The sequence below is a fragment of the Bdellovibrio sp. HCB290 genome, from assembly GCF_047305925.1.
In the GTDB taxonomy this organism is placed as follows: domain Bacteria; phylum Bdellovibrionota; class Bdellovibrionia; order Bdellovibrionales; family Bdellovibrionaceae; genus Bdellovibrio.
This window is the reverse complement of the sequence record NZ_CP178620.1, coordinates 3,099,520-3,124,003: the sequence shown is the minus strand read 5'-3', so window position 1 is coordinate 3,124,003 and position 24,484 is coordinate 3,099,520. Positions and strand designations below refer to the sequence as shown.

The window sequence follows — 24,484 nt, the reverse complement described above, 5'->3', positions numbered from 1 at the left end:
AGTCTCAAGATTTCCAATAATTTTCTCGCAATTGTAAACTAGTTGTTATGAGACATTTCCTTTCTTGTTCGTCGCTAGTCATTTTAGGATTCATTTTATCCTCCTGCAATAACTCAGGTTTGCAAGGCACTTCCATTCCTTCAAAGTTTGAAGGTGTGCACGAAGCTGTGGCTATTTCTCCGACGACGGTGAAGCTTTCTTGGTCTCTACAGGCACGATTCAAAGAGTATCGCGTCTATCGTAAGGGCTTCAATACGCCGGACAAAATTGAAACTTTCGCAACGACGACGGTGTCTCCGTTGGCTGTTGATACATACTATGATTTTGCGGTAACAGGCGTTGAAGCTGTGGGCGGCAACGAAATCGGTTACGAAAAGTATTTGTCAGTTAAAACAATGAGCACCTTTGCGGGTGTGCCAGCTTCGGGATTGACTGCGCAATCCAATGGTTCGGTGGAAGTAAGTTGGATTAAAAATGGCACAGACGTCACCTATAAGATCTATGCTAAAAAAGAAAGTGAAACTTGGGATTTAACAAATCCAGCTGCGACTATCATCAATAAGAGTGTTGGTTCTGTCACGAATTTGCCAAGCGGTAACAAGTACTGCTTTTGGGTTATGGCGTACTATCAAGATGGAACTTTTGAGCCAGCAAATATGTCAGAAGCTTATATCAACTCAAAAGCTCCATGTGTTCTGGTTCAGTCTCAGTTAGCGAACTTGCCAACTGTAAAAATGCAAATGGCCGTGGTGGGGAATTTTCCTTGGTTTTGGACTGAAGGGGGGGATTCCACATATACCACTGAAATTTTTGAGCGCGCGACGGATATTCGCTGGGCGATTGTAAATGGTAATGATTACTTCCGCTCTATTGTTCCGATCTCTCCGGGACAAAAAGACATGTATGCGAAAGTCACTTCGGCGACTGGCGCAAGTACAATTGTAAATGTCTTGATCGAAGGTGCTGGTAAAATTAAGAAGCCATTGATTCGTTCACTCGAAGGAACAAGTGCACCTGTTCCTCTTTACCCACGCTTAGTTAATGGTGGCTTGGGGATGCAGGAGTTGGGCTCCCAGGTTGTTGTGGGGGACTTTAACTGTGACAGTTTGCAAGACGTTGCGGTGAGTGCACCTCGTGCAACTGCATATGTCGGTGATACTCACCAAGATTCTACCGGAGCTGTGGTTATATATTATGGATATGATGCGCCTCCATACTATGATGCCCAGGGGAATGTAGTCGATCCAGGTCCCGCGCTTAAGATGGCTCCCGCGCCAAGCCCCGATGCAGCCTATCCAGATCCGCAACTTATATATTATCCGGGGCTTGCAACAAGCACACGGTTGGGGCAGCGTCTTGCTGTCGGCAATATCAACGGAGATTGTTACAGCCGTTATACTGATCTAAGTGATCCAAAAGCAAATAAAGTCGGCTTGTGTGACAACTTGTTATCACCTGCTTCGGGTGTATCTGATATTGCCAAGATTAAAAAGATCTACACTTGCGATGACTTGGCAATGATGACGAATCAGGGACAAGTCTTTGTGACGTTTGGTGATCCAACAAGGGGCCTTGTCACTGGTTCTGGCGGCATCTCATATGGTGTGAACGAAACGACGTGTGATCCGACTTCATTTAAATGTCGTCCAGTAAAAATCTCTGATGCAAATACTGTTGCAACCACTTCAATTGCTTTTGGCGACTATAATAATGACGGTTTTGATGATTTAGCGATTGGTGTGACGGCATATGAGTCGACTGCTTACAAACGCAAAGTGGCAGTCCTGCGTGGTGACCGCATGGGGTTAATCCCTCTGACATCCACAAAAGCATTTCCGATTATTGATGCTGAGGCGATTGGCATTTCCTCATTGATTTCAGCCGATGGAACTTTTGTCGGTAAGAGCTTTACTGAGGATTTTGGTAAGGCGGTGGGAACGGCTTACAACTCTCGTGTCTGTGAAAACGGTTCTACTTACAAATTCAGACAGACGACTTATTCAGGGGAGACTTCTCCAGCGCCGAAAAACAAGGGCTATGACTACACTAAGTGCGATGACTTAGTGATTGGTGTACCAGGAAGGTCTTCTGGCAGGGGGTCGATTCTGTCTTGTAAAGCAGATATGCCAACGATTGCGAGTGGTGTCCTTGATTTGCAGAAAATCGCTTCTTGGACCTGTCAGGAATCTTACCCTGACCTTAGTTCAAACAGTGAAGCAAGCTATATCACTGTTCAAGGTTACGGCTCGAGTATCCTGGGTGTTCCGAATCAGAATGGTTATCCTCTGACTAATATTATTGGAACGACCAACAGTGTGCCGAATTTGAATGGTGCGGTGTTTGTCGGAGCTCCATTGTCGACAGTGAGTGGTATGACCTATGCCGGTGTGGTATTTGGATATTACGTCACGCCTCGTTCGAATGATTATGCGACAGGTGGGATTGTTGGAATTCTTGAACCTCTGCAAAGTATCACAGCTATCAATCGTGTTGCCTGCGATTCCCGTAATACCAATGTGACGACAGGCAGTCTTAAGCATTGCGAAAATCAGGTGATTCATACGAATCCACCAGAGTCCGGTGTTCAATTTGGTTTTTCTTTAGGTACGGTTGCCGATATCGAAACGATTTCACGTGCGATGCCTTCACTGGCGATTTCAGCACCATATCGCGCCACAACGTCTTCCACGGGCAGTTCTACTATCACTGGAAGCGGTGTTATTTACCTGTATAAGCCTGACGTTTCAACATTAGGTTATGAGGGGGCAACACGTATTGATACTCCTCGCTTGTCTGATAACGACAATACGTCGTGTATGAGCAACTGTACTTGGTACAGTGGTGGTGTGAATCCATTCGGTGCTTCGGTTATTTATCCTCGTGATCTCAGTGCAAATTCAAACTTCGGCTATGGTGGCGCAGCAGGTGCTGACTTTAACGGAGACGGCTCTGGGGATTTGATCGTTGGAGCTCCTTATCAGTCATCTCCAGTTTATTTTAATGGCGGTGCCTTCCTGTTTAATTCGACTGGTAACTTTGCGTCCTCTGTGACGAAGGCTGACCAAATTATTGATGTGAATTTTAGTAAGGAACTGAACTATCACTATGAGCGTGCCAAAGTCGCAGGGGATTTCAACGGCGACGGTTATATGGACGTCATGACGCAAATTATGGTTGGTAATACCGTTGAAGTGGTCGTTTATTACGGCAGTGCTACGGGTTTGATACTGACACCTGATCCATCCAGAACCCCAACGACGGATCTTGCTCCTTTGAAACTTGTTGTGGATTTGGATCCAGGTTTGGGCGGCGAGTTCTATCGCATCGGTAGTGTAAATGGAGATGGTTATGATGATCTGATGGTTATCGGTAACAAAGGTTCCTATGTCTATTATGGATCTTCCAGTGGACTTGTTGCGAACTCTGTTCCATCAGTTTCTCCGGTAGGCCAAAATCCATTGAGCTTTGCTTTGGCTGATACGAATTCTGTTTATTTCCATTCCACAGGCAGTCAAAAACGTACAGCTGCGAACTCAGTTCCAGACGCTATTTCATTTGGAGATTTCAATCCGCGCAATCGTGCTGTGACTTTTGGTGATTTCAATGGCGACGGTTATGGTGATTTTACGGTTGCGACAGAAACCATAGATGTGCCGGCTGCGGATGTTCGCGTTGGTTCTTTGCTATATACGGCAGCAAATGTCGGGCGCATCTACGTTTTCTATGGATCTAAAGACGGCCCACAAACGAATCGAACGAATGGTAAAACATTATTGAGTGATTCAAATGGAAATGCTGGTGACATCGTCATCGAAAATCCATGTACCACCGCGGTTCCTGCGGTTTGTAAAGTGCAAATGCTTCTGTCGAATGAAACAGCGGGTGGAGTTCGCTTTGGTTGGAGTTCTGCGGCCGTTAAATCACTGGAAACACAATCAGGAGAAATCTATGACGAGCTTGTTGTCGGTGACCCAGGTTACTCCAGCTTTACGGGGCGAGCTTATCTGTACAAAGGAACTAACAAAGGTCTTGCTTACACACCACTTCAAAAACTTCAAGGCACAACGACAGGTGAGGCATTTGGTTACAGCGTGATTACACCGGGTGACATCAATAAAGATAGCGTCAGCGACATTGTGATCTCCGCTCCGCGCACGCCTTCGACTTCAGTGAGTGCGACGGTTTATACGTTCTTTGGTGGTACAGTGGGTACGGTAATAGCCTTTAAAGGTGCGACAGATATTAATTCCACGACGTACTTTGGGACGGGTGCTTTGGCGCTCAATACGGTGAATGCAACCAACTTGGATTTGAAGCCACAACGTTCGTCTCCAACTTTGTTCCAAGGTTCAACAACGGATCACTTTGGTGTGGGACTGGCGGCAGTGGGTGATATCAATGCCGACGGTTACGCCGATATCATCGTTAACGTACCAGGGAAAAGTTATGACTTGGATACGGTGTTGGCAAATACAGGGGTCTTTATCGTGTTCTACGGCGGTGAGTACGGATTGAAAATCGACACTGCGCCAACCACAACGCCTCGTTGTTACGGTGGTACAACACCAGTTTGTGAACCGGCCTTGATCTATCTGCCGAATCGCGAGGCATCTGAGTATACATATGTTTCTAGTTCGCCAGCAGGTGACATCAATGGTGATGGAATTCCAGATGTACTTTTAGGCTCACCAGGACGTAGCCATCCATCAGGTAAAGCATTTGCAACGGGAGTCGTATATGTCCTTTATTAAACTGATCAAGTGCGTTCTTTTGGGGGCGCTTCTAAGCACGACTCTATCTTGTACAGAAAAAGTTGAAACTGGCAGTATCTTAAAAGACTTTTCGGGGGTTGCTGGCGTAGAAGCATTGTCTCCGACTGCTGTTCGCGTGTATTGGGGACTTCATGATCGCTATAAGACGTATCAGGTTTATAGTAATACTTCGAGTACTGCAGTTGCGGACACTCCACGCTCTGAAGCGATCATTCGTAATTTAAATCCGAATACGACTTATACTTTCAAGGTGGTTGCAACCGACGGAACGTTAAGCGTCGGTGGTAATAAAGAAATTTCCGTTACGACACTAAAACCATTCGCGGGCGTTGATAAAGTTATCAAAGACTCTGATGGTAATTTGCTATTGTCATGGGTCTATACTCCAAAAGTAGCGTCGTACCAAATTTTCATGAAGAAGTACGAAGATCCAACGGCCAGCAATACTAGCAATTGGACTTCGGTGGACTATACGTCCTATGATACGAAATATACTTTCCGCAATATGGAAGGTTCAACACGTTACCACTTCGTCGTTCAGGTAAAATACTTAGACGAGACCTACGAGTATCCAACTAAAGCTGTCAGTATCAGCACAAACTCTTCCTTCCCCACTCCAACGTATGTGTTGAGTCCGATTTCGATTGGTTCATTGCCATTCCTAAAAGTAACGCCGGTGGTGAATTCGACTTATAAAAACGAAAACTATGTTTCACGCATGTATTCGGGTTCAACTCCGATTTCAGATCCATTAACGGGTGCGGGTACGATTGTGTTTTCTCCAGGGTCTGGAGTTACTAACGGGAAGGTCGAGAACCTTTCGTTGCAGGTGACATACAGTGAGGCGGGAAAAACTGAAACGCTGATTTTTGATAAGCTCAGCACTTACATCAAAGGGATTTTGGGTTTGAATGCAATCCCGCCAATTAAAGCTGTTGATTCAGGGGTCGCTTTCATGGGTGAAGCGATGACTACTGGCGATTTCAACTGTGACGGTTATTCGGATTTGGCGATTGGCTTGCCAAGTGTGTCTGTGACTTCAGCTGGGGTGACAACTCCAAGAGCCGGTGCGGTTTATATATATTATTCCGTGAAGAACACCTCCACGGGTGTTTATAAATTGAATACTACGGGTACCCCAAGCCGCACGCCTGCAATTCCGGGTGTTGATCCTCAATTGCTGACATTTGAAGATCTGACAGACTATTCGCGCTTTGGTAAGTCTTTGTCTGGAAACGGAAATCTGAATGGCGATACTCTTTTGGGTAATGCGTGTCAGGATTTGATCGTGGGTGCTCCGGGGTTTAACACGCCCACAACTTCGTCGGGTGATAAAACATATGATGGGGCTGCTTTCTTGTTCTTTGGTAGTTCCAAAGGTTTAACGGCTCCTTCGCGTATCAAGGATATGCAGCAAAACGTCGAGACCTGTAACGGGTTGGTCGAAAATGCGACGTGTTCTGCTGTAATGTTGTGGCCGAACATGGCAACTCTGCCAAGTGCCTATATAAATCCAAATGCGATGATGAATGCGGATGATCCGCAGTTTGGTTTCTCGGTTTCATTCGTGGGCGATTTTAACGCCGATGGATATGATGACATCGCAGTCGGTGCTCCGACAGCTCCATGGGATGGTGTTGCGGACTCGAATGCTTCGGGTACAGCTAAGATGGTAATCAAAACTGGTTACGTTGCCATGTTCTTTGGTTCTAAGAATGGTTTGGGATATGAAATTCCAACTTCCGATGGAACGACGAAATTCCGCTTTTTAAAGATTTTCTCTCCGACCCCGCATGAAGGTCAGTTGTTTGGATATTCTGTTGGTGGTGGTGCTGACGTTGACGGTAAGTACCGTATCCGTAACACACAGGATAAGTTAGTCGGTGGATCCGATATGATAGTCGGGGCTCCGGGTGATCGTTATCCGCAAATGACAAATATAACGAAATTGAAATTGCTGGGAGCATGTAATCCTGGCAGCGGCGATTGTGCATCCATTGGTTTCGCAAATGGTGGTTGGGGTGGATTTACCAGCGATTCGACAGGAACAGCTCACTATTATGGTTTACCTACGAATGCCGGGACAACAGCCAGCGTCGGTGATGGCGTCGGAGCAGCGTTCTTGTATTTTGGCCGTGGAGCAGATTCTCCTCCAGCATCCGGTGTTCAAGAAAGTCCATCGCGAAATGCGTTTTGGGGTTGTAGCGCGCGAAAAATGAATAACGCGGGTGAACACTACTCTTGTTTGGTGAATTCAAACAGCGTCAGAGTTCTATTCCCACGCAGTGGCTATAAAACAAATGGATCGTATAAGCTGAAGAATTTGGGCTTCGGTACGTCGGTTACTTTAGTCGGAGACCCGTCACATTACGATAGCAATAATACCGCTATCACAAGTCCTTCCGATACCAATGGTGACGGTTACTCTGAGGCCGTGGTTGGTACGGGATACTTCTCAAACTATTCTTCAACCAGTACCGGAGCTCTTTGGGTTTATTACGGAAATCCGTATCGTCGTTATGAATACAATGACTTCTATCAAATCGATCCTATGACTCCGACGAACAAGGACTTGGATTGGAATGACGGACTTGCTCAGTGTTCGGCATTCACGACTGATAACGCGGTTACACGTGAATTGTGTGCGCCGACGTTGATTCGAAGTAATTCAATCGGTTCGTATTACAGTTTAGGTTTGTATCCAGAAAGTATCACTGTGGGTGATGTTACTGGAGATGGTCTTAAAGACGTCATTGTGGGTGCTGTCGGTGATAGTACGAAAGGATCTTATTCAGGCGCTGTCTATGCCTTCACAAGTTTGGCAGGTGCGGGGCTTACGACGAACTTCTTGAAGTTCTATAATTCCAATGCGCAGGCTTTCGACTTCATGGGGCGCTCTGTAGCAGTTGGAAATTTCGACGGAGATTTCGCTGGAATAAAACCATTGAATGACGTTGCCGCAGGTACATATCTGGATAAGACGTCAAAAAATGGTGGCGGTGGCATCTACGGATTTAACAGTAATGGCCAGGCTTTGCCATCGGTAAATTCGGTTCCGTCTTTTTCGATCTATGACAGTTTAGGAAGCCCTCAGTTGTTTGGTTACGACAGTATTCGCATTGTTGGCGATATCAATCGTGACGGTTACGCAGATGCCGTGGCTAAGATCACGCGTCCATCTAAAACTACGACGGCTTACACGACGGAAGCTGTTGTGTTCTTTGGCTCTAAAGTGGGCTTGGTCACGACGGATTTTTGTTTGGCTAATAAAACGAAAGTTTTTAAAGACACCGGCGCCAGTGATGACTCATGTTATCCTGCCACGACTCCTGCACAAGGTATCACGTTGGATGATATCGCATTGCCACAGTTGGTTTCTCAACCGACGAATTTGTCTAGCACATGGGCACAGCGTGCATTTGATGCCGGTGATGTGAACGGCGACGGCTTCGCTGATGTTGTGTTTGTCGATGCGACAATTCAGGGCGGTGGCCAAGTTGTGGTTTATTATGGATCTCGTTCTGGTTTGCAAGCGGTCAACAATCCGCAATGGGTTCCTGCTTATGGTGATCCGCAGATTGTGACGAAGCGATGGGCTTATCAAGAAAGTCCTACGAATACAGCAAGTGGTACCAACGGAGCTGTAAATCGTCGTGAGTTGGTTTATCACGGTGACTTCAATGGTGATGGTTTGTCAGATCTTGTGATCAGCAGTCCTTATGCGAACAGCTTTTTTACTATGAATAGACCAAGTGGATACAATCCTGGTGCTCCTCCAGATGGTGGTAATAGTGGTGGATGGACTGCTGGAACTGGTGGGTGGCAGTGTTCTGACTCGACGGACTCTGGCTGTACGGGTGGTACTCCGGCTTATGAAACTGGGCGCATTTGGATTTACTATGGATCGACAAGCGGTCTACAGACTCCAAAGGTTAAGGGCTATTCTGGATCTGATTTAGAGCCGTCAGTGACTTCTGCCTTAGCGTCATCAAGTCCGACCTATATGGAAGACGTCTACAACTCCGAGACAGGTTCGAATAAAGCCTGTACGGGAACAACGACTAAGAACTGTAAGATGCAGTTCATGTATGATCCGTTCATTGAGAATGTTCCGCACGGGTATGATCGTTTATTGCATCATTTTGGTAAGAGTATTGCTGTTGTAGATTTTGACAATGACGGGATTGATGATCTCGTGGTTGGGGCCCCTGACTGGGCGGATGCATCTTGCTATTACGATTCTGACCCACGCAAAACTTATGGTCGCATATTTCTGTTCCGTGGAAGTTCTGCTGGGATTGTGGCGGGAAATCAGCGTTCTTACTATGATAGTGTTGCGGTGGCGGGCGCTTGCCAGAGCGATGATCTTTTTCAGAGCAGAAATAGTGCAAGTCTGAACTTGGATGGTTCGGGTAAGGTGCGCTCTTTGATGCCACCGATTATCAACGGTGACTTAGGTTCGAATCGCACGAATCGAAAATTCGGTTGGATGGTTGCCTCTGCGGGTGATGTCAACAACGACGGCTATGAAGACCTGATTGTGAGCTCTACAGAATCACCAAGAAGTGGTTTGGATTCAGCAGGTATGGGCTACATCTACTACGGCCCGCTGTGTGGGAATGACAATGCGACAGATATGTGGTCAGCGTTGGGTTCGAACTTAAATACTCAGTACAAATTCTCTGACAGCGCGATCACTGCGACGGGTGTCGTGGCGATGGCGGAATGTGCGCAAGCTTCTGGAAATATGAAGCCAGTGCCAATGCCATTCTATGTGTGGGACTCCTCGTCTGGCGACATGAGCGGTTACGAAACTATGTCGGGCAGAAAAAAGAAGGGCGACTTTAACGGCGATGGATATGACGACATCGTTTTGGGTGCGCCATACTGGGATGACCAGGTGAATTCGATCACAAATTTCGGCCGAGGTGTGGTGTTCTTTGGATCTGCAACAGGTTTGCATACAGCAGACTATCCAGACAGCTCTGTTGTTGCTGATAGTGCAGGACACTTAAAACCTTATATCGTGCAAAGAGCGGATACGAGTACTCAGACTCCGCGTTATTTCTTCTCGAACACGTCTGCGGGGGATGTGAACGGGGACGGCACGATGGATTTGATGGTGCCGACAGAGTTCTATAATGGTGCTGGCGCTGTGCAAGGTGTTCGCATCGGTACGTATTTCTTGTTGTTCTAGTAAGTGTTCATGGGGAAGGGTCTTGTGATAGGACGTTACTTGTTGATTTTCCTTGCTGCGCTGATCTTGGGAGGCTGTCTTGAAGGGACAAGCTCTTCATCGTCTATTGTGATTCCTCCAGGGGGACTAGTTCAGCTGGATATGAGTACGGTCAATGTCGTGGGAGAAAACCATTACTCATTATACCTTGCAGAGTATATTCCTGCAGAGGGCAAAACTCGCAATCTGATGGACATGACGACGGATAGTAAGCCTGATCTGATCCGCCAGATTTTACCCAAGAATCTGACTATCACATCATCAGCAGTTGCCAAAGTCGTCATGGAGTATCGTTCGACGCCGTGGTACGCCATCGTTTTTCCAGATGTGATTAATAAAGTCGATATGGATTCGACATTGGTGTTCTCGCTGCTGTCGTCTTATTCGGGCAGAGCAATGAACTCCTACTCTTATCAAGAGGTGATGCAAATCACCGATGCGGTGACTAAGTTCCGTAAGGAACGTATGGAGCTGTTTGGCTTAGAGGAGGATTTTAGTCCGGATCTGTTGTATCGCTTCGTGCGCAATGGTTTATCCAGTGATGTTGAATTTCTAAAATTCCTGGAAAAGTATAACGTGGAATTTGATTTCGACAGCAATGGTGATATTTCTGCTGAACCATTTCCGTTCAATATCAACAACCGTCCTCCAATCGTGGATGATAAGGCGACAACCAAACAGGTTGATCAAAGTGTGAACGAGATGACGACGCTCCAAATGCGCGCAGCCGCCCGTGATCCCGATGGAGACGAAGTTTTTTATGCTTGGGCTTTTGAAAATAAACCCATCGCGAGTGAAGACGGCTTGGTAAAGTGGATGCCGGATTACGAACAGGGACGCTTGGCCCCATATCAAATGTCAGTGATTTTTTCTGATGGGGGAAAGGTCACAAGAATCAACTGGAATGTCTATGTGATGAACGTGAATCGTCGTCCCGAATTTTCGCATTCGTGTTCTTTGGAGGCTTCTGAAGGAAAAGAGTGGATTTGTAAGATTACTTATAAAGACCCTGACAAAGAGAAAGTCTCCATTTCCGTCGAGCCAATCATCGACTCCAGTGCCTTGACGGCAAACGGTCAGGTAACGCCTGTTCAACTCGATGACTTGAATGAAGTTGAATTGCGTTGGATTCCTACGAATAACGACTCTTTAAAAAAGTCTGCAACGATTGCTATGGCATTCACCGATGAATCCCTGGGCGTGACGATTGGTACTTTGAATTTGACTGTCGGTGATAATAATAGAGTGCCTTATCTGGTGGATGGAACAGCCGGCGCAAAAGTTGTTAATAATGACCCTTACGAATTTGATTACTGCGCATCGGAAGTTCCAGACGGTGTGCCGCCGTATCGTTTTTATTTTGATATCGTCGATCCAGACAACTTAACCACACCGGCTCCGACGCCAGAGGACGTTGTTTCAATCACGACGTCGGGAACATTAGCATCTTACATGACGAAGGTGTCTGAGACGGTCATTGCGGGTGGTCTTCGTTATACTTATGATTGGAAACCTACTCACGCGGTTAAGACCGGAACATTTATTATCGTCGCCAAAGACAATCACGCTGGCGTAGCGACGGCAGTTACTTTAAATTTTACGTCATTAGATCGTAATACCAAGCCATGCTTGAGTGGTTCCGATGTCACAGCGGCATTGACATATCTTTCCTCTGGCGCGAATACCAATTTTACAAGTTCAGATAAAGACGGTGGATCTTTGTGGCTCGAAGCCTTTGGTTTTGCTGCAAATTCAAGCTATGACTTTTTGAAGCTACTTGCGGACTGCAGTAATTCTATGCCGTTGTTGTTAAAACAAAATGTCACCCAAACAGAGCCAACATATCGAAAAAATTCCGGGACTTTGTGCGTACGTGGTCGTTGGGACACGGAATGGTGGGGCGGTGCTGGCTACGTGATCTTTGAACGCTCCAGTACATTGACGGGCAGGCCGACAGCGGCGACGACGATTAAAAAAGGCACGGTGCTGACGTCGACGACGGCTGGTTATATCCAAAAGTTTAAAACTTATTATGACGTGGTGGTACAGCCAGCAGACTGGTTGCTTTACATTCCGGTTATTCCGGATACGACCGACGTTCCTGCAGGAATGGTGACGGTCTTTGAATCGGCGATTGCAGGCTTAAGTGTCACAAACTCGGCGGCAATTGATCTTAAAGGTACTGTTACGTTCACTCGTACGACTGCGACGACAGCCTTGACTATTCCTGCTGGTACGATTGTGAAAACTGCAGAGTCATCTGGTGCCACGTTCGTGAACAGCGTGAAGTTCGAAGTTCCTGCAGCAGTCGTCATGCCGATTGGGACTTTGGCAGTCACGGTTCCTGTATGGCGGATTTATACTGAAGTTCCTGCAAATACCGCTCTAACGATCACTTATGCGTCACCTTCTCCAAGTGAACCGACAGGATTTACGTTCACTGCGAAGACCGTATCGAAGCTAACGAACTATGATTTAACTTCATTGTTTGTGGAACCAAACTTTACAACTCCGACAGCGCGTAAATTTACTGTGCGCGCCTTGGATGGGGAAAAACCTGCGGTTAATACGATCACAGTATTCTATGATACTTTGCCGGCAGCTGCGACAACGTTGAAAGTCACGAATCCAACGTCCTTCGATATGGAAGGCTTGGTAAACTTCACACGGACCAGCACGACGACCTCTTTTACTTTGCCTGTTGGAACTAAAATCATGACAGCCAACCGGACTCTTTACGAAACAATGAGTGCGGTGACGATGAATGCAGGAACAGCTTCGGTGTCGGGTATTTGGGTCCGCAGGACGAACAACATTGGTTATCCAGCATTAAAAACGATGACGTACAACTACACCCATCAAAATGTCGTCTCTAAATTGATTACCGATCCAATCATTCAAGCTTATGAGGGGGTGGAGCTTACAAATGGAGCGATCGAGGTTTCGGATAACTATGCCGAAATTCCAAATCCACTCTATGGAATTACCAACTATTGGTATCCATATGATCGCCGCGACACGTATTCCTATAACATCGTGGCTTCGGGTACGGCTCCGACGGGGACATGGGATTTATGCCGTGATGCCGGGAATGCAGGAACATCATGTGCAAATAAGTGTGTGCCAATTTCAAGTTCAAACTTACTGTCGACTCATCCAAGTTCGGGTCGTAAGTACTTTAATACCAATAAATGCTATTTACGCTATCACCCGGTGACGGCGGACCTGTCGGGAACGTTCTCATTCAAACTGACTGTGAATGAAATCATGAATAAAGGAAACCCAGATACTTGGACTTCTGCAAGCTCATGGACGACAAACATTACATTGGTGGTTAATGAGATCAATCACCCTTCGATCATGACGGATAGTTCGTTTACAAATCTTGGGACGGGCGTAGGAGCTTCGACCTCCAATCCTCTGAACTTGGGCGACTACGAAGAGGGTGTTACTGGCTATTATAATATTTATGCCAAAGACACGAACAAAGGTGTTGAGCTTAAGACTACAAACTTTGAATTAGATTCCCAGGTATATGATTTGAAAACCAACACGTGGGTGACAAGGCCTGCAGGTTTGAGTGTGATTGTTGAGAAGATCGAGGATCTGACAACAACGTCGGGAAGCAAAACTACGGCTCGGATTGTATGGACGCCGACAGATCAGGATTCTAAACGCTTGTCGGGGACTGCAGGATTTGTAGTCAAGATGAAAATATATGATGCCAAGTCCTCTCCGGATTTAACTCAGACGATTTATGGTTACTACAAAGTCCGTGTAATCAATAAAAATCAGATTCCATCTGTTGGGCAGATGGCGACAGATAATCAAGTGAAGGTTTTCGCCGACACTTACGTGAAAAAGGAATTCTATCTTTACGATAGCGACGCTTACATTCCTGTCGGAGGCACGTTCTCGACTCTGCTTTCAATTTGTCGCGACAGCAATGGCAATCCTTTGCAAAATGCGGCTTTGGACAGTGGTGCGACAGATCCTTACACGTGCCACGCGACGACAACTACGTTTGCGTCTGAATTAGTCGCATTTGATAGCGGTTACGATAAGAATCGTACAGTCAGCCCATGTTTTTCTGGGGGATTGTTAAATACGGATTTGGCAGTTCCGAAATTCAGTCCCGTAGGGTCTCCGGAACTTGTTTCAGGTGTTCTTCGCCAGAAGTATCAAATGGAGTGGTGTCCTCAGCGTGGGCACATTGGTGTTTACTCTGCGGAGCTTGATGTCGCCGATAACGGAGATGTGGATCGCGATGGTACGACGATAGTTCGTGCGATCAGTTCTTCGCCGTTGCAAATTACAGTTGTTGCTCCAGTGTTTTTAATCAGTCCTCGTGTAGATATTAGTAATATTCCGGTTCACTTTATGCCACAAACGGCTGCGAGTATGAATTCGTATCCGTTCCGTTATGAAGTTCTGGTAAATAACTCTCAGAAAAATACCTTGGAATATTCTCTTTTGAATACACCGCGCGCATGTGGTCAAACGAATGGAATGTGTATTGATTCATCAACCGGAGTGATCACTTGGGTGCCAAGCTATGCAACCGATGTGACAGCGACTAATGGTGTTGGCAGCCTGGTTCGGGTGCAGGTGCGTGATACCATGACCGGTGAAACAGATGCTGCGCACTTCTATTTGAAGGTTCAGAATGCGGTATCTCCTCTCGAGGAGCCTCCGGTCATCAATTCGATGATTCCATCGTCAGATTCAGTTTTGATGTCCGAGAAAGCCTCTTTGAACTTCTTGGTGAGTGCTTCGGATCCGAATGACAACGACACTTTATTCTATCGTTGGTATGTAAATGACGTCTTAAGCTACGATGAAGGGCCTTCTTATATCTTTAAACCATTGGATACAGATGGGTCTGTCGACGTTGACGGAGGCGGTCCAAAAACTGCGGGTGAGTTCACTGTTCGTGTCGATGTGACTGACGGGAACTATACTGTGACTCGTTCTTGGAACGTTAAAGTTAAAAATACTTATCTATTGGGCGAGTCGGTTTTTGATTTAACAGATGCAAGAACTGAAGGCTTGCCGGCAACGACTCCCTTGAACGTTACTTGGAGTGGTGAAATTCCTTATGGTATCGCCCAGGGCACAAGCTATCAGGATCATTTAATTATTTTCGGTAGTTACCTGTCGGGATCGTTTACGAAGCATTTCTTGTGGGATCTATTAAGTGTCAATGGTGTCGTATCAAAACCGAATGGCACCGTGACGATCCCTCCGTGGAATTTTACAGAGTCATTGCCGTGGTTGACGGGGACGTCCACTCGTCGTGTGTCTATTAATCCTGTGGGTACGGGCTATGACATGTTGCTGACTTCGCAGGCGTCGCGCAGTGGTCCTTTCGGTCTGACAACAGAGGCGCTGCATATTTTGAACGGAGATCTGACCGCGTTAACTTTGAGTGGTAGCAATAAGTGCTCAGGGGATTGTCCAACACAGCTTTATACCAGCCCGTACTATTCTGATACGCGGATCACGGCTTCAATGGATTCGGCTTATGTGTTTTACGCATCAGACTCTCAGAATATTTTGTACTATGACTATCTGACACCGGACAATCCTAAGACGGTATATAACTTTGGTACCTCAAAGATCACGGGCATGACCTTAAATCGTGCAATTGATCGTCTGTATGTGACAACTCAGCAGTCAACTCCGTCGGTTTCACACAAGATTCACGTCTTTAGTGTGACGGCAGCTCGTAGTGGTGGGAAGCCGTCCTTAGTGGCAACTCTTTCAGTATTTGACGGAGTTGTAGGTCATGAAGACTGTAAACCGACTGATATTGTCTATGATTCCGTCACGAATCGAGTTTATGCGTTGTTAAGTGGTACGGGCGGTGTAGTGACATTCCCTGATGGTTCGTCAACAACTCCAACATCCGCAAGTCTGCAGTTCATTGGCGTGAATGAACTAAATGGGTCGGCATTCGACGTGGCGGGTGCTGGACGTCGTTTGGTAATTAGAGCATCTGATCGCCTTCTTATTGGAACGATGGAAGGTGCCAATCAAGTCTTCACAATTGATCTGACTGACAATCATGTGTACGTCAGCGCCGTGCAGGCGCCGATCGCCAGCATTGCTAGTTACGATTCGGGACAGATCATGTTGATCAGTCGAAGTAAAGGAAAGGTCTTTAGAGCAAAATAGATGAAAAAGATTTTCTTCATCTTAGTGATGGCAACATGGATGACTTTTTGCCTCAGTGAGCCGGCCTTAGCCAGCAGCTGGATCAATATTGATTTCATCAAAAAGAATGCAGTACCTGTCCGTCGTGTGATGGACGATGTCGTGTTTTTGCCCCGAAGCAACCGAGTGAGTGTGGGAGACCTTGTGGTTGTCTTGCGTGTACAAGGTGACGACGTCGAGGTGATAGCCCGTGGGGCCGCTGAAACCGTTCAGAACAATGAGCTTTTAGTTGTGATGGAAGGTCCTTCAATCAGTAAAATTCCTAAAGCCCGTGATTGGGTCGTGAGTCTTTCGAAATTAAAACCGCCTCCGGATGATCCATTTTTTCCCCAGCCACCTGATGGAACTATTATTGATAAGCCTGATCCTTATGAACCGGGATACATGGTTTTTGAAGTTGGGACCGATCAGGGGCATTTTGAAAGCCAATCCCCTAATCAGGCCAATCAATACAAGGTCTTTGACTATAAATTTACCGAGATGCATTTCCTTTGGTATGTCGACATGTTCTGGAGATATGGCATCGAATATCAGTCGTCCAGCGCGAACATTCCGGTTCAATCCTACTACCGCGAAATTCGTCCCACGCTGGCGGAAGAAACGCGCATAGCTTTGCACTATCGTATGCTTCCAGTATGGAAAGAACTACGTCCGACTTTAAAACTGATTTCTCTGAACAATAAATTCGTTACCACGAACGAGGATGAGTATGTTTTGTCTTCCCAGGCGTCGGGTATGGGCTTGGGAGCAAATTTTCACTATCTGTTTTCTGATAACCTATACAAATCAGATAAAGGTTTGGGTTGGAAACTCAATCGGGCCTACTTCGATTTGAACTATTTCCCAAGCTACATCGTAACTGATGGAACTGTCAGTCGAGGATCGGCTTCTTCGGGAAATCGTATGGAACTGAAAGTCGGGGCAACGGCATTATTTTACGTGCCATTTATTCCTTGGTTGAAGCGCTATTCGTTGGATGTCAGTTACGGGATTTCTCAAGCGCAAATGAGTTTTTCTGGAGATGTTAAGAATGCACCAGATGGGGCCTATGTTATTCCTGCGGGACAGTCTTATACGGAAAGTCAGTCTTTTTTTAAAGTGATGCTGGGTCTGCGTTTAGATGATTTTTTCAGCAAACTAATGAAGTCGAGATGATGATAAAAGTAGCAAGTCTTTTTTTATTAATAGGATTTTACGCGGGATCTGCACTCGGCGAAGAGTCATTGGATAAGCTGGATTTCAATCCGACGAAAATTCCCGTGAATGAGCAGGGTACCGCCGATTTGGGAGAGCTCGAAAGTATTCCTACGCCGCTAGTGGAGTATATTATCGATAGTTCCGGTTCTATGGGGCAGATTCTGACCCAAAAGAAAACGAAGATCTTTGTGATGAAAAAACTATTGTCACGCTATCTGCTCTCCCAATGGACAGAAAAGACCTCCAGTGGAATGCGTGTGATCGGATCTCGTAAGAAAAAGGACTGCAAGGATAACTACCTTGCAATTCCTCCGGGCAATACCAAATTAGGGTTGATCGAGGGAACCGTCAAGTCCATGGATCCAGTGGGAATGACTCCTTTGTATGATTCTATGAAAGATGCCTACAAAGATCTCGAAAAATACGAGGGACCCAAAAGAGTTGTGATTTTCACTGATGGCGAGGAGACTTGCGGCAAAGATCCCTGTCAGTTAGCGGCTGAATTGAAAAATAAAAATGTTGATTTTAAGTTTTTTGTAGTCGCGTTTGGGTTGCAAGGACAGCAGGACACTCTTCAAAAACTGAAATGCATCGGTGATCTCCATCAGGCAGACGACGAAGAGCAGCTGGATAAACTATTTGAGGACATTGACAAGGAGCTGAATCCCAACAAAAATCTCTTTGTCGATAGTCCTGAGCAACAGGCAACTGTGATGTTGTTTCGTGCAGAAACACCAAATGAAATTTATCGCCGCTTCCAAGCCTCCTATGGAATTCAAGTTCCGCCGGGAAGGTACTATGCCGTTGTGAATTTGAAACCTAAGTATCGCTTCAAAGAGTTCGTCGTTCCTCCGAATAAGAAAGTCACTTTGAAGGTGAAGGGCGAAGCCAAATTTACTGCGAATTTTATTGATGGACTCATGAAGGTCGAGTTGCTGAATAAAAATCGCAAAGTGGTGAAACGCTTTAATAGTGATAAGCCCGTCGATCTGCCTCCGGGCAAATGGAACTTTAGATTCTATAGAGATCCATTTTATGAAAAAGTTGTGAATAATTATCTGATCGTTCCTAATGCTGAGTATGAATACAATATCGAGGAAGCAGGCGTTGCATATGTCGAAGATCCTTTAGTGCGCGGTATTTATGTATTCGGGAATCGGGGAATTATGATGGGGAATCACGTGACAAATTTCCCATTGGTTTTGGGTAAAGGCGTTTACGAGATCCGCGTCGACGATAAATGTGTTTTCAAAGACGTCATCATGGGCTCCAACAAAGAAGTTGTAAAACTTCAATGCTCGAAAGTTAAGAAATGATTGAGATGAATAAAGTTAAAAAGTTACCTCTATTGATTAAGGTTCCCGTGTTTGCCGCGATCTTTCTGTCGTTGGTGCTGGGATTTGTGACGGTGTTTGAGAATCTTCCGGAGAGTGCCGGAACGCCTCGCCAGTGCGAGGTGAAGTATTCTGGAAATCTGAAGATAGGCGATCAAAAGGTGGGTTTATTGACGCATCTTTATCGCAATCAGGAGGGTCAGTATATGATTGCGGGTCTTACCGAAAATCGTGATGGCTGGCTGATTGGCAGAATGGGATTTGCGGCAGACTATCAGCCGTACTGGGATCTGGGCGCACGTCACGAGAGCTCTTTGAAAAATTCTGGAGGCAAGAGCTTTCAGGTAGTTGCTTCCAGCGAGGATTGGGCGTTTGTTCGGAGCAATTTGGGGCAGGTCGTGGCTGTGAATTTAAGTAAAAGCAAAGTCGTGGAAAAATCCAATTTAGGATTGTGCACGGGCAATTGGTCAGAGGACGTGCGTGTTCATCGTTTGAATTCCAACAGTGTTGTCTTTGTAAACGGTAAGGGACAAATTGGCTTCTATGATTTGCGTCGTTTGGCTGATTACGTGCCTAAGGGAGTGGGGCGGTCACCTGATACTTTGATGGTCGTTGATCCTGATAGCAAACTGAGTGTCGGGCAATGTGATAAACTTGCGGAGAATCGCAATGCGCGAATGAAGATCGACGATGGATTGATGGGATTCTCGTCGGGAATGCATGGGACTTTGAATCTTTACAAAGTAGCGGCTGATAAGATTCAGTTGGATCCATTATCTGTATCGCCATTAAGTGACGGATTGTCGGACTTCGTTATCAGCAAAGAGAACGTGTTCGGTGTTAAAGTCAGTGGTTGGTTGGATCGGACTGAAAAATGGAAGATGTATAAGCTCTCTGATTTAACCAACTACCGTGCGGATGCTCCTTTCTATATGGCAGCAGAACCTTTGGCATTTCGTGGAGATTACTCTTTGGATGAGACTAAAAAAGATGGCTACTGGATCGCGGAACGCTATAAGAGCTACTACTTCTTTGATCGATTTCTATTAACTCACGTGACTGCAGAAGGAACAAAACAAAGCTATGAAGTGAGTGATTCTTTTTTAACAGATTCTTTGGCTGATCAACAGATGTGGGTGGTGTTACCAGACCAACGTCATTTGGTGGCTTCGAATACGAACGACGGTGCAGGATATTCGGTCATTGAGTGTAAATGAACGAGTTCTGTTACATGAAATCTCTTTGTACTAGCTCGGATGTAGTTTTGAAGACTCTGAGTTCTGTGGCCTTGTTTTCATTTTCAGTCCAGTAGGAAGTTTGAGGAGCATTTGATTTCGCTTTCAAAAGTGATTGTGCCAGATAAGCAAGCTGCACCTTAGCGATCTCCAAGTCGGCACGCAAGCGTTGCTCGACCTGCAGGCTCTTATTCCATAATGCATTGATACCCTGGATTTCTCGTTGAGCTTCTTCCAGTTTCTTATTGGATGCTGCCAGTTGCTCACTCAAGATTTGAGTCTCGCTTGGAGCCTCTGGAGAGTCTGTTTTTGACAAAGTGTTCGCTCTTGTTCGGCGAACTTCGCGCATGATCAGAATGATTTCTACGAGGCAAATAGCGATAAAAACGAACGTGATAGCTGCTGTCATGATTTTCATCCTTGCTAGTGTTCTTAGTATAAATGCGAAGTGCATTTTCGAAAAAGCAAACATGGATATATTTCGAAATCTAAGCCTAGGTACAGTTCAGCGAATCGAAGCTTCTTACGATTTAGTATGTAAATATTTCGAGTCTTTTTTGGAGGCGTTATGAACTTTGCAGGATTGTTAGGATTGATTGCAGCAGTAGGTATTTCATCATTTGCAATTATGGACAGTGCAAAGAACCCAAAAGTCTTTGCAGATCCACACGGTATCGCACTGGTTCTCGGCGGTACACTGACTGTGGCTCTAATGAGCTTCAATTTTAAAAGTCTGTGGGGTGCTCTTAAAATTATCGCACGCAAGTATTTTGGTCGTGAGCGTGCCATCAATTACAATGAGTCGATCGAAAGAATCGTGGTGCTGTCAGAGGCCTATCGTAGAGATCCAAAATCACTTCAGGCAATGATGAAGCCTACAGATCATCCATTCCTTAAAGATGGTGTGCATATGCTGTTGGATTATGGTTTCAACTATGAAGAACTAGATGAAATCTTGCACAATGCTGTACGCGGCAAAAAGAAACGTGACGGCGATGAGATCAAAGTATGGCAGACGATCTCTAGATTTCCGCCAGCGTTCGGTCTTTTGGGGGCGACCCTGGGTATGATTTCCTTGTTGCAAACGTTGGGCGAACCGGGAGCTCAAGATCGTATCGGTCCCGCGATGGCAACAGCTCTGGTAGCAACATTCTACGGTCTATTGACTGCCAACTTGGTTTTGATCCCGATCGCAGAAAAGCTTGCGAGCGTGTCACAAGCAGACCTGACTTTGCGTGAAATTATCAAAGAAGGTGTGTTGTTGATACATGAAAAGAAACACCCAATGTTTATTAGAGAATATTTGAAGTCTTTCTTGGCTCCTCAGGCAAGACACGAGGGCAGCGACTCGGGTTCCTTGAAAAAGGTGGCATAGATGGGCGCGCATAAACGCAAATACAGACGTCATCACGATGACGATCATCAAGAGCACAGCGTCGCTCACGATGAATCGAATTGGCTAGTAAGCTATGCCGATATGATGACGTTGCTATTCGGATTCTTTGTTTTGATGTATTCCCTGTCACGCTTTGATAACACACGCTTTGACCTTGTTCGTAAAGAGGTCGCGAAGTACTTTGGCGGAAATATCAAAGAAATCAGTTCAGTACTAGATGCAGAGCAAAAGATTAAAACGGCTTTGATGGGCTCCGGTGAGATGAAAGGTGTTGAGATCTCTAAAGGATCTGACAACACCTTGCAATTAAAGTTCGAAGGAAATGTCTTGTTTGAATCAGGAGCGACGGAGTTAAAAGACGCCGCAAAACCAGCACTTCGCCAAGTAGTCGCGGCATTACGAGCGGTACCAAGTGTCGAGAAAATCAGCGTTGAAGGCCATACGGATGGCGATCCAATGGCAAGCACAGTGATTAAGTCGAACTGGGAGCTTTCATCTATGCGTGCAAGCTCGGTGGTCAGATACTTTGAAGAAAGTGGTCTGAGTTCGAATGTCCTTGCGGCAGTGGGCTTCGGTTCTTCGCATCCGGTTGCGCCAGAAAAAGATGCTCAAGGTAATCCTTTGGAAGTAAATAAGGCTGCGAATCGTCGCGTGGTGGTTCAGGTTAAATTGATGGACCCGGAAGAAGCTTATCGTTTACAGCAACAGCAGTTTAAAAAGCAGCTAACGAAGGAAGAAGTGGAACGTCAGAAGAAGGAAAACGAGCTTCAAGATAAAATGAAACTCGCTAAAGCCCGCTACGACGAAGCTCAACGTAAATACCGCGAGCAAGCCGAGCAAAAACGTAAACAGCAACAGCTACAAAAACTCGAAAAGCAAATCGAGGCTCTCGAGAATAAAACCAAGGATTACGAGCAAAAGGCTCAGTAATACGAAGTTGAGAATACAAATGAGGCTCCAAATCCTGAATATTTGACTGACAAATCATTCGAGGCTGAGGAGCCTTCTCTCATTGAAAGCTCAAAAGAAAGCAGAGTATTTGGTTTCAACGGATACTCGAAGCCTGCCCCCAGGATAAATTCGTAAACCAAGGCACTGAACGAGAACGATTGATTGGGATCGGCCTTATCTAGTTTATTCAGATTGAAGTTCACTGGCGTAAAGCTTGCGAAAGTGAACAAGCCAGGGCGGGACTTCTGCAGCAGCACCTCATCAGGGCTGATCTCGTAGGCAGAAGACAATCCTTTGAAATAGTAGTATCCGCTCAGACCGATACCGGATATTGGTGTTGCTCCGTATTTACTATTGATATCAAGGAGATAGTGAATTCCAAGACGTGAATTCATGGATGGAACATCCCACAACAGCGTTGGTTGAATGGTCATCATGGAACCGAGGGTTTCCTCTTTGACCAACTCACCGGCAGATACAGTTGTATTGTACATCGAGAGCTTCGCGCGAAGCATCGGAGCTTGGACACTAGCACGCGAAACATCACCGAACAGTATGATTAGGACCAAAGTTAAGAATGGTTTCATAGAATATGTTTTTTTCCTCTCTGGTTAGGAAAATGAAAGAGGCGAGCCGCTTCAATCAGTTTCACATGTCATGGAGGATATGGAAATGTTTTTAAGACAACAACTGAAAATGTTGTTCTTCATTCTTTCGTCAGTGTTGGTCTCGGCCTGCGCTGGAAAGTATTCCATTAAATCCTATCCTCAGGGTTCGAAGGTTTACGTTAAGGATATGCAGACAAACGAGAAAAAATTGCTGGGCATTTCTCCACTGAATATTCAGGAGGAATCCAAGCTTGGCGACGTTTTCTTTTTGATTTTCGAAAAGCAAAACTATCGTACCAAAGAAGTGATGGTAAAGGTGAACGAAGGCGAAAGTATCGCCGTGCAAGCACGACTAGATCCCTTGTCTGACGAGGAAAAGAAAGCCGAAGAGCTTGCTAAGAACGACGAAAAAAAACAAGATCAGCAACCTCCAAAACCCGAAGACAAGAAAAAGCCTGAGGATAAAAAAATGGAAGACATGCTAGCAGAGCTCGCCGAGATCAAATTGCGCGTGGCTTTGTTAGAAAATACGTCTTCTTTTTACAAAGATGCATTATTCTCGCCACGTTTGTCGGGCGGAATGCCAACTCAAGATCGTGATCGCAGCGAGAAAATCGTAGGACTTATTTTCCAAGGCCAAAAAGCTATCATGAGAGGCGATTACAAGCAGGCTTTGACAGAAGTTGATAAGGCATTGACGATGGATGAATACTCGAACAACGCCTGGTTGTTGAAGGGTTCTATCAAGTATCTGCAAAAAGATTTTGAAGGTGCCAAAGTCGCATGGGAACGTTGTTTGAAAATTGATCCCTATAATAAAGTGGCATATCAGTATTTGTCTGATGTTTATAAACGATTAGGTATGGCCCCATTGCCCCAATCGGGTGCTGAGATGAGATATCCGGCTTCAAATGTTGAAATTGAGAAACGTCGACAAGAAACCAAGGTTCGATGATGCACAAACTTTGGTGGATTGTTGGTGTACTTTTCTTTTCGAGTCCGGCCTGGGCGTACTTGACGTCAGATTGGGACGCGAGCTTAGGCATAACCAGTCTACAATATGACTTTGCACGTATGGACGATTCAAAATCATTGGAATCATCGACGACACTTGAAGTGAACTACAGCATCAATAATCCTTCCATGAACACGGCAATGACTCTTTCATTTATGGAGATAACAGAAGCTGGGGGACTGCAGTTACCATTCACACGAATTGCCGTGGGGGCTCGGTACTATTTAATGGGTGTGAATGGAATGCGCACTGTTTTAGACAGTCGCACGCAAGCCAAGGTGTGGAGATCAACACCTTTTATCGCGGCGAATGTTGGTTTAAGTAATTTAGCTGTCGAAAAACTGAATGCGTCGTTATTGGATTTAAGTATTCGCGGTGGGGTTGAAATCCCGGTGATGTCCAACATGCTTCTAGTGGGGCAAGTTGCTTTAGGAAGCAGCTTAACTGCGTCGAGTGACGAGGACAGTGTCAGTTATCAATTTGTGACTCTTTTTGCAGGCCTGCGCTTTGTGGGCTTTGAGTGA

The 24,484-nt window shown here is 45.7% G+C and carries 12 protein-coding genes; 10 read left to right on the top strand and 2 right to left on the bottom strand.

Going from position 1 to position 24,484, the window contains the following annotated elements; translation table 11 throughout:
- Positions 1 to 47 precede the first annotated feature (47 nt).
- The 6 genes from ACLVWU_RS15205 to ACLVWU_RS15180 are packed head-to-tail and all read left to right on the top strand — an operon-like array spanning position 48 to position 19,972.
- The gene (locus tag ACLVWU_RS15205; protein ID WP_413575700.1) at positions 48 to 4,751 is read left to right on the top strand and encodes a hypothetical protein; all 4,704 of its coding nucleotides are present in this window, start codon (positions 48 to 50) and stop codon (positions 4,749 to 4,751) included.
- A complete protein-coding gene (locus ACLVWU_RS15200; RefSeq protein ID WP_413575699.1) occupies positions 4,738 to 9,969 on the top strand; it encodes a hypothetical protein in 5,232 nt (1,743 codons plus the stop codon). The genes ACLVWU_RS15205 and ACLVWU_RS15200 overlap by 14 nt, the downstream gene beginning before the upstream one ends.
- Positions 9,970 to 9,978: 9 nt before the next feature.
- On the top strand, positions 9,979 to 16,185 hold the full coding sequence (locus ACLVWU_RS15195; protein ID WP_413575697.1) for a hypothetical protein: 6,207 nt from the start codon (positions 9,979 to 9,981) through the stop codon (positions 16,183 to 16,185).
- Positions 16,186 to 17,379, top strand: coding sequence for a hypothetical protein (locus tag ACLVWU_RS15190; RefSeq protein ID WP_413575696.1), 1,194 nt, complete (start codon positions 16,186 to 16,188; stop codon positions 17,377 to 17,379).
- The gene (locus ACLVWU_RS15185; protein WP_413575694.1) at positions 17,376 to 18,737 is read left to right on the top strand and encodes a vWA domain-containing protein; all 1,362 of its coding nucleotides are present in this window, start codon (positions 17,376 to 17,378) and stop codon (positions 18,735 to 18,737) included. Before ACLVWU_RS15190 ends, ACLVWU_RS15185 begins: the two co-directional genes overlap by 4 nt.
- Before the next feature lie 5 nt (positions 18,738 to 18,742).
- Complete coding sequence (locus ACLVWU_RS15180) at positions 18,743 to 19,972, top strand: hypothetical protein (protein WP_413575693.1); 1,230 nt, start codon at positions 18,743 to 18,745, stop codon at positions 19,970 to 19,972.
- 10 nt (positions 19,973 to 19,982) lie between these two features.
- Here ACLVWU_RS15180 and ACLVWU_RS15175 read toward each other — a convergent pair whose 3' ends face one another.
- Positions 19,983 to 20,399 (bottom strand): hypothetical protein, encoded by a 417-nt coding sequence (locus ACLVWU_RS15175; RefSeq protein ID WP_413575692.1) that lies wholly within the window; start codon positions 20,397 to 20,399, stop codon positions 19,983 to 19,985.
- A gap of 159 nt (positions 20,400 to 20,558) precedes the next feature.
- On the opposite strand from ACLVWU_RS15175, the gene ACLVWU_RS15170 reads away from it, so the two are divergent.
- Both ACLVWU_RS15170 and ACLVWU_RS15165 read left to right on the top strand, forming a co-directional pair.
- On the top strand, positions 20,559 to 21,365 hold the full coding sequence (locus ACLVWU_RS15170) for a motility protein A (protein ID WP_413575691.1): 807 nt from the start codon (positions 20,559 to 20,561) through the stop codon (positions 21,363 to 21,365).
- On the top strand, positions 21,366 to 22,316 hold the full coding sequence (locus ACLVWU_RS15165) for a flagellar motor protein MotB (protein WP_413575690.1): 951 nt from the start codon (positions 21,366 to 21,368) through the stop codon (positions 22,314 to 22,316).
- Here ACLVWU_RS15165 and ACLVWU_RS15160 read toward each other — a convergent pair.
- Positions 22,310 to 22,924 (bottom strand): hypothetical protein, encoded by a 615-nt coding sequence (locus ACLVWU_RS15160; protein ID WP_413575689.1) that lies wholly within the window; start codon positions 22,922 to 22,924, stop codon positions 22,310 to 22,312. The two genes, ACLVWU_RS15165 and ACLVWU_RS15160, sit on opposite strands and share 7 nt — an antisense overlap.
- Before the next feature lie 85 nt (positions 22,925 to 23,009).
- Between ACLVWU_RS15160 and ACLVWU_RS15155 the strand changes: the two genes are divergently transcribed.
- Positions 23,010 to 23,900, top strand: a complete 891-nt coding sequence (locus ACLVWU_RS15155; protein ID WP_413575688.1) for a tetratricopeptide repeat protein — start codon at positions 23,010 to 23,012, stop codon at positions 23,898 to 23,900.
- Between the two features lie 119 nt (positions 23,901 to 24,019).
- Entirely contained in the window at positions 24,020 to 24,484 is a 465-nt protein-coding gene (locus tag ACLVWU_RS15150; RefSeq protein ID WP_413575687.1) for a hypothetical protein, read from the top strand.